Below are 615 nucleotides of genomic sequence, written 5' to 3'. Positions count from 1 at the left end.
CGTCAAATATGACACCGCCTGGATGCTCAAGCACAAGCTGCTGCAAGCCATGAAAGAGTCCGATGACAAGCAGCCCATCAGCGGCATCATTCAGCTCGATGATGTCTACTGGGGTGGCGAGCACCGTGGTGGCAAACGGGGTCGGGGCGCGGCAGGCAAGACGCCGTTTGTGGCAGCAGTGGCCCTGAACAAGGAAGGACATCCAATCAAGATGCGGATGACGGTGGTCGATGGTTTCAAAACCAAGTCCGTTGCTGATTGGGCAAAACGGCATATTGCCAGTGGTAGCGCGGTGATATCCGATGGATTGGCCTGTTTCAAAGCGGTCAAGGAGGCCAATTGTGAGCACCTGGGTGTTGTCACCGGGGGCAACCTGGACTGGCTGGATCATCCGGCATTCAACTGGGTAAACACGATGATAGGAAATGTGAAAAACTCGCTGCGGGGCAGTTGCCATACGCTCGGAGCGAAGCATTTACCAAGGCATCTTGCGGAATACTGCTTCCGGTTTAATCATCGTTTTGACCTCAAGAGCATGTTGGTTGAATTGGGGCATGCAGTCGTGGCAAGCCCTCCGATGCCATATCGGCTCTTGAAGCTGGCTGAGGGTCATGG

Annotated in this window: 1 pseudogene; it reads left to right on the top strand. The window is 54.8% G+C overall.

Annotated elements, in window-relative coordinates:
* Positions 1 to 615: pseudogene (locus ACNPAA_RS21035) on the top strand (IS1595-like element ISKpn3 family transposase); the annotation flags it as partial.

Origin of the sequence: Aeromonas sp. PS2Canimalfood6 (assembly GCF_048276795.1) — a bacterium.
In the GTDB taxonomy this organism is placed as follows: domain Bacteria; phylum Pseudomonadota; class Gammaproteobacteria; order Enterobacterales; family Aeromonadaceae; genus Aeromonas; species Aeromonas caviae.
The sequence above is the reverse complement of the archived record's forward strand: the minus strand, read 5'-3'. Positions and strand labels throughout refer to the sequence as shown.